This window comes from Vibrio sp. Isolate25 (assembly GCF_022398025.1).
In the GTDB taxonomy this organism is placed as follows: domain Bacteria; phylum Pseudomonadota; class Gammaproteobacteria; order Enterobacterales; family Vibrionaceae; genus Vibrio; species Vibrio coralliilyticus_A.
In genome coordinates this window covers 116,769-123,452 of sequence record NZ_JAKEUT010000010.1, presented here as the reverse complement: position 1 = coordinate 123,452, position 6,684 = coordinate 116,769, and the positions used below count along the sequence as shown (strand labels likewise).

The 6,684-nt window shown below is 47.3% G+C and carries 3 protein-coding genes and 1 rRNA gene; all 4 read right to left on the bottom strand.

Going from position 1 to position 6,684, the window contains the following annotated elements:
- Positions 1 to 11: 11 nt before the first annotated feature.
- Positions 12 to 1,713 (bottom strand): 16S ribosomal RNA (locus L1D15_RS16930).
- A 521-nt stretch (positions 1,714 to 2,234) separates the two neighbouring features.
- Entirely contained in the window at positions 2,235 to 4,808 is a 2,574-nt protein-coding gene (gene clpB / locus L1D15_RS16925; RefSeq protein ID WP_239876498.1) for an ATP-dependent chaperone ClpB, read from the bottom strand.
- A gap of 112 nt (positions 4,809 to 4,920) precedes the next feature.
- Entirely contained in the window at positions 4,921 to 5,649 is a 729-nt protein-coding gene (gene pgeF / locus L1D15_RS16920; protein ID WP_239876497.1) for a peptidoglycan editing factor PgeF, read from the bottom strand.
- A 1-nt stretch (position 5,650) separates the two neighbouring features.
- Positions 5,651 to 6,628: a 23S rRNA pseudouridine(1911/1915/1917) synthase RluD gene (gene rluD, locus L1D15_RS16915; RefSeq protein WP_239838458.1), complete on the bottom strand. Its 978-nt coding sequence runs from the start codon at positions 6,626 to 6,628 to the stop codon at positions 5,651 to 5,653.
- Between the last annotated feature and the right edge of the window lie 56 nt (positions 6,629 to 6,684).

Genomic DNA, 6,684 nt, shown 5'->3' with positions numbered 1-6,684 from the left:
TAATCATCGTATAAGGAGGTGATCCAGCGCCAGGTTCCCCTAGCGCTACCTTGTTACGACTTCACCCCAGTCATGAACCACAAAGTGGTGAGCGTCCCCCCGAAGGTTAAACTACCCACTTCTTTTGCAGCCCACTCCCATGGTGTGACGGGCGGTGTGTACAAGGCCCGGGAACGTATTCACCGTAGCATTCTGATCTACGATTACTAGCGATTCCGACTTCATGGAGTCGAGTTGCAGACTCCAATCCGGACTACGACGCACTTTTTGGGATTCGCTCACTTTCGCAAGTTGGCCGCCCTCTGTATGCGCCATTGTAGCACGTGTGTAGCCCTACTCGTAAGGGCCATGATGACTTGACGTCGTCCCCACCTTCCTCCGGTTTATCACCGGCAGTCTCCCTGGAGTTCCCACCCGAAGTGCTGGCAAACAAGGATAAGGGTTGCNGCCCTCTGTATGCGCCATTGTAGCACGTGTGTAGCCCTACTCGTAAGGGCCATGATGACTTGACGTCGTCCCCACCTTCCTCCGGTTTATCACCGGCAGTCTCCCTGGAGTTCCCACCCGAAGTGCTGGCAAACAAGGATAAGGGTTGCGCTCGTTGCGGGACTTAACCCAACATTTCACAACACGAGCTGACGACAGCCATGCAGCACCTGTCTCAGAGTTCCCGAAGGCACCAATCCATCTCTGGAAAGTTCTCTGGATGTCAAGAGTAGGTAAGGTTCTTCGCGTTGCATCGAATTAAACCACATGCTCCACCGCTTGTGCGGGCCCCCGTCAATTCATTTGAGTTTTAATCTTGCGACCGTACTCCCCAGGCGGTCTACTTAACGCGTTAGCTCCGAAAGCCACGGCTCAAGGCCACAACCTCCAAGTAGACATCGTTTACGGCGTGGACTACCAGGGTATCTAATCCTGTTTGCTCCCCACGCTTTCGCATCTGAGTGTCAGTATCTGTCCAGGGGGCCGCCTTCGCCACCGGTATTCCTTCAGATCTCTACGCATTTCACCGCTACACCTGAAATTCTACCCCCCTCTACAGTACTCTAGTCTGCCAGTTTCAAATGCTATTCCGAGGTTGAGCCCCGGGCTTTCACATCTGACTTAACAAACCACCTGCATGCGCTTTACGCCCAGTAATTCCGATTAACGCTCGCACCCTCCGTATTACCGCGGCTGCTGGCACGGAGTTAGCCGGTGCTTCTTCTGCAGCTAACGTCAAATGATAGTGCTATTAACACTACCACCTTCCTCACTGCTGAAAGTACTTTACAACCCGAAGGCCTTCTTCATACACGCGGCATGGCTGCATCAGGCTTGCGCCCATTGTGCAATATTCCCCACTGCTGCCTCCCGTAGGAGTCTGGACCGTGTCTCAGTTCCAGTGTGGCTGATCATCCTCTCAGACCAGCTAGGGATCGTCGCCTTGGTGAGCCATTACCTCACCAACTAGCTAATCCCACCTGGGCATATCCTGACGCGAGAGGCCCGAAGGTCCCCCTCTTTGAGCCGAAGCTATTATGCGGTATTAGCCATCGTTTCCAATGGTTATCCCCCACATCAGGGCAATTTCCCAGGCATTACTCACCCGTCCGCCGCTCGACGCCGTTATCGTTCCCCGAAGGTTCAGACAACTCGTTTCCGCTCGACTTGCATGTGTTAGGCCTGCCGCCAGCGTTCAATCTGAGCCATGATCAAACTCTTCAATTTAAGATTTTGTCGGCTCAATGAATACTGAACATTACATAAAGTAATGTTTGAATTGACTGTGCTCTTATTGGTTTTCACTTTTGAAAAAGTAAAACAAAACAGCTCAAGGCTGCTTCCCAATTCGAATGGTCACTCAGTTCATTGAAACCTAATTGATACCGAAGTATCGAATTGGATTATCATCAACGAGTGCCCACACAGATTGATAGGTTTATATTGTTAAAGAACTATGTTTCGAGCTTAACTCAAAACGGACGGCCATTTTAGCGAGATAACTTATAGTGTCAAACACTTTTTCGTTATTTCTCTTAAAGTTAAATTAGATAACTCTAAGCCGTCTGCTGCCATCGCTTTTCAGCTCAGTATCCCGTGACAACGAGGGCGCATTATAGGGACTTAATCAGGTAGTACAAGCCTAAAATTAAAAAAAATGTCTCTTTTCAGTTTATTCGCTCGTAAATTAAACAAGACGGTATAAATAGCAGCAAAAAGGGCCACGAAGGCCCTTTTAGAATTACTAGTTATTGGTGTGCAATGATCTGATCTTTATTTACTAGAAGTTTAACCGGCTTATCAGGAACAACTTTCCCTGCCAATATTGCTTTAGCCAGCGGGTTCTCAACACTTTGCTGAATTGCTCTTTTCAGAGGTCTAGCACCATATACCGGATCAAAGCCAACTTGAGCAATAAGATCCAGCGCCTTATCTGAAACCTCCAGCGCATAGCCTCTTTCTTCCATGCGTTTGGACAGTCTCTGCAATTGAATAGATGCTATCGACTTAATATGTTCCTGACCAAGAGGATGGAAAACTACACTCTCATCGACACGGTTTAGAAATTCAGGGCGGAAATGTTTGTTGACGACTTCCATCACCTGTTCTTTCATACCTTGATAATCTAAAGAGCCAAAGTTTTCCTGAATTCTCGCCGATCCTAGGTTGGATGTCATGATGACAACCGTATTGCGGAAATCAACGGTACGACCTTGGCCATCCGTTAAACGGCCATCGTCAAGCACTTGCAACAGAATGTTGAACACGTCTGGATGCGCTTTTTCAACTTCATCCAATAAGATTACTGAATAAGGTTTTCTGCGCACAGCTTCAGTCAGGTAACCACCTTCTTCATACCCCACATAACCAGGAGGTGCGCCAACAAGTCTCGCTACGGAGTGCTTCTCCATAAACTCGGACATGTCGATACGAACCATGGCATCTTCACTGTCGAACATAAAGTTCGCGAGCGTTTTGCACAATTCTGTTTTACCTACACCTGTTGGACCTAAGAATAAGAAGGAACCAATTGGTTTATTCGGATCCGACAGCCCTGCTCGGCTGCGGCGGATAGCATTGGAAACCACTTCTACCGCTTCGCTTTGACCAATCACACGAGCATGCAGTACCTCTTCCATGCGTAAAAGCTTTTCTTTTTCAGCTTCTAACATTTTGGACACTGGAATTCCGGTCTGCTTGGACAATACTTCTGCTATCTCATTATCCGTCACTTTATTACGCAGTAAGGTCATTTCCTGCATTTCAGCTTGAGTCGCCAAATCCAATTGTTTCTCTAGCTCAGGAATACGGCCGTACTGTAGCTCAGACATGCGGTTAAGATCACCAGCACGACGAGCAAACTCCATATCCATTCGAGCCTGTTCTAACTCAGCCTTAATATGCTGTGTCCCTGATAATGCCGCTTTCTCGGCGTTCCACACTTCTTCCAATTCAGCAAATGCACGTTCTTTATCATTCAGTTCTTCATTGAGATTACTTAAGCGCTTTTCACTGGCTTCATCATGCTCGTTGATCAGTGCTTGCTGTTCGATTTTAAGCTGGACAATTTTACGTTCCAGTTTATCGAGTGATTCGGGCTTAGAATCAATCTGCATACGGATACTCGACGCTGCTTCATCGATCAAATCTATCGCTTTGTCTGGTAACTGACGATCGGACACGTAACGATGTGATAAGCTTGCAGCTGCAACAATCGCTGGATCGGTGATCTCTACGTGATGGTGCAGCTCATAACGCTCTTTCAAGCCACGTAAAATAGCAACGGTATCTTCTACAGACGGCTCATCCACCAGTACTTTTTGGAAACGACGCTCTAACGCAGGGTCTTTCTCTATATATTGGCGGTATTCATCCAGTGTGGTCGCTCCCACACAATGAAGTTCACCACGTGCCAAAGCAGGCTTAAGCATATTGCCCGCGTCCATTGAACCTTCACCTTTACCGGCCCCCACCATGGTATGAATTTCATCGATAAAGAGAATGACGTTACCTTCTTCTTTAGATAATTCATTAAGCACCGATTTCAGGCGTTCTTCAAACTCACCACGATACTTAGCTCCAGCAACGAGCGCTCCCATATCAAGAGACAATACTCGTTTATTGCGTAGACCTTCAGGCACCTCATTATTAATGATGCGTTGTGCAAGTCCTTCGACAATTGCTGTCTTACCGACACCAGGTTCACCAATAATGACAGGATTGTTTTTGGTTCGACGCTGTAGGACTTGAATCGTTCGACGAATCTCATCATCACGCCCAATAACCGGATCTAGCTTCCCCTGCTCAGCTCGCTCCGTTAAATCAATCGTGAATTTTTCCAAAGCTTGGCGTAATTCTTCCGCATTTTGATCATTCACTTTCTGACCGCCACGAATTTTATCAATGGCATCACTTAGCTTCGCCTCAGTTAAGCCTAACTCTTTTAAGAGCTCACCAAGTGGTCCACGGTCTTCAATCGCGGCCAAGAGGAAAACTTCGGAGGAAATGTAGGCGTCTTGCCGCTTTTGTGCGACTTTGTCACACAAATTAAACAGTGTGCCCATCGAACTAGATAACTGAACATCCCCACCAATACCACTAACTTTGGGCAAGCGATCTAGGATCTCACTTAGCTTAGAGCGTAAATGCGTAACATCGACATCAAGCATAGTCAGTAGTGGACGAATAGGACTGCCATTCTGATCCATCAGTGCCACCATCAGGTGTACAGGCTCGATGTATTGGTGATCACGGCCTAACGCCAGCGACTGTGCGTCAGATATCGCGATTTGAAATTTGCTTGTGAATCTGTCAAGACGCATATCTACCTTCCTAACCTTAACGGAGTGAACTCTTATAATCAGTATGAGAGATGGATACGCAACAATCGATTTTCAAGGGGAAAGAACTAAGTTTCCTTAGTTAAAAAGAGGGTTATTTGTCTATCCAGATAAACGATGCCTGTCGGCCTGTGGCGCCATCACGGCGATAAGAGAAGAAGCGTTGTTGATCAAGATATGTACACAGATCACTATAATACACATCAAACACTCCAACTTTGTTCAGACGCTGAGTCACTAACAGATTCATATCTGCCAACCATTTCCCTTGCACCTCTCTCGACGAGAATGCTTGCTCGGCGGCGGGGTCAAAGGAAACAAATGCTTGAATTACATCTTCACCGACTTCGAAGACTGACGCACCGATCGCTGGTCCAATCCAAGCCATCACTGGCCCATCAAACTTAGCTACAGCATTTTCAACAATACCACCAGCTAATCCTCGCCAGCCGGCATGAACTGCAGCCACTTGAGTACCTTGGGTATTGGTCAATAATACGGGTAAGCAATCTGCCGTCATGGCAGAACATACCACTCCACGTTGCTGAGTAAACAAACCATCCGCATCTAACACATTTCGCGTTGGCTGGTCCGCTTCTAACACAAGCGTAGAGTGGGTTTGATTAAGCCAAATTGGCAAACTTGGCATGTGAGATTGATTCGCCAACCATTGCCGATTCTGCTCAACAATCTCTAATTCATCCCCAACGTGTGCACCAAGGTTCAAACCTTGATAAACACCCGTCGAAAACCCTTGCAGTCGAGTTGAAGCAAAAGCTTTCACGTTTTTTGGTGCAGGCCAGTTAGGGAGGATCATTTCCATATCAGAACTCGTCTTCTAGCCCATGCTGTTGAGTATCTTGACGAAGCGCTTCAGCCATTTCGACCATGTCATCAGGTACTGGCGCGTGGAATTCTAATTCTTCTCCAGTCACAGGGTGATCGAATTTTAACATCACAGCATGCAGTGCCTGGCGATCAAACTTGCGAATCATATCAGCCAACTCTTCCGAAGCACCGGAAGGAATGCGGGCTCGGCCACCGTATGCTGAATCCCCCAGCAAGGGATGCTGAAGGTAAGACATATGAACACGAATCTGGTGGGTACGACCGGTTTCAAGACGCAAGCGGATACGAGTATGCTCACGAAAATGTTCAGCAACACGATAATGGGTCACGGCAGGTTTGCCCATCGGACTCACTGCCATCAATGTCCGCTTAGTCGAATGGCGGCCAATAGGCTGTTCCACTCGGCCACCCGCAGTCATACGACCAATCGCAATCGCTTCGTACTCACGAGTAATATTGCGTTTTTGCAGTGCACGCACCAGACGCGTCTGAGCAGGCACCGTTTTCGCCACCACCATTAAGCCTGTGGTGTCTTTATCTAAGCGGTGCACAATGCCTGCACGCGGCACTTCGGCAATATCTGGATAATGATGTAAGAGTGCATTAAGAACCGTACCATCTGGGGTACCCGCTCCCGGGTGTACCACAAAATCACGAGGTTTATTGATGACCATAATATCATCATCTTCATAAACGATATCCAACGGGATATCTTGCGCTTCCCAGCGCTCTTCGTCTTCCAACTCGGCTTGTAGCGTTATCGTTTCTCCGCCCATAACTTTAGTGCGGGGCTTAGTCACAACGTCTCCATTAACTTGGACTTTTCCATCCAAGAGCCACTCTTTCAGGCGAGAACGTGAAAAATCGGCGAATAATTCTGCAATTGCCTGATCAAGACGCTGACCTAATTGACTATCTTTTACTGTATTGGTTAATTCAATCTGCTGAGCCATATCGAACTTTTTTAAAAACTGTGAGACTAATTGTCACTAGTGTGGAAGAATATCGC

Excerpts from the sequence above, each read along its gene's own strand:
- clpB (WP_239876498.1), bottom strand. The coding sequence starts at position 4,808 with ATGCGTCTTGACAGATTCACAAGCAAATTTCAAATCGCGATATCTGAC.
- pgeF (WP_239876497.1), bottom strand. The coding sequence starts at position 5,649 with ATGGAAATGATCCTCCCTAACTGGCCTGCACCAAAAAACGTGAAAGCT.
- rluD (WP_239838458.1), bottom strand. The coding sequence starts at position 6,628 with ATGGCTCAGCAGATTGAATTAACCAATACAGTAAAAGATAGTCAATTA.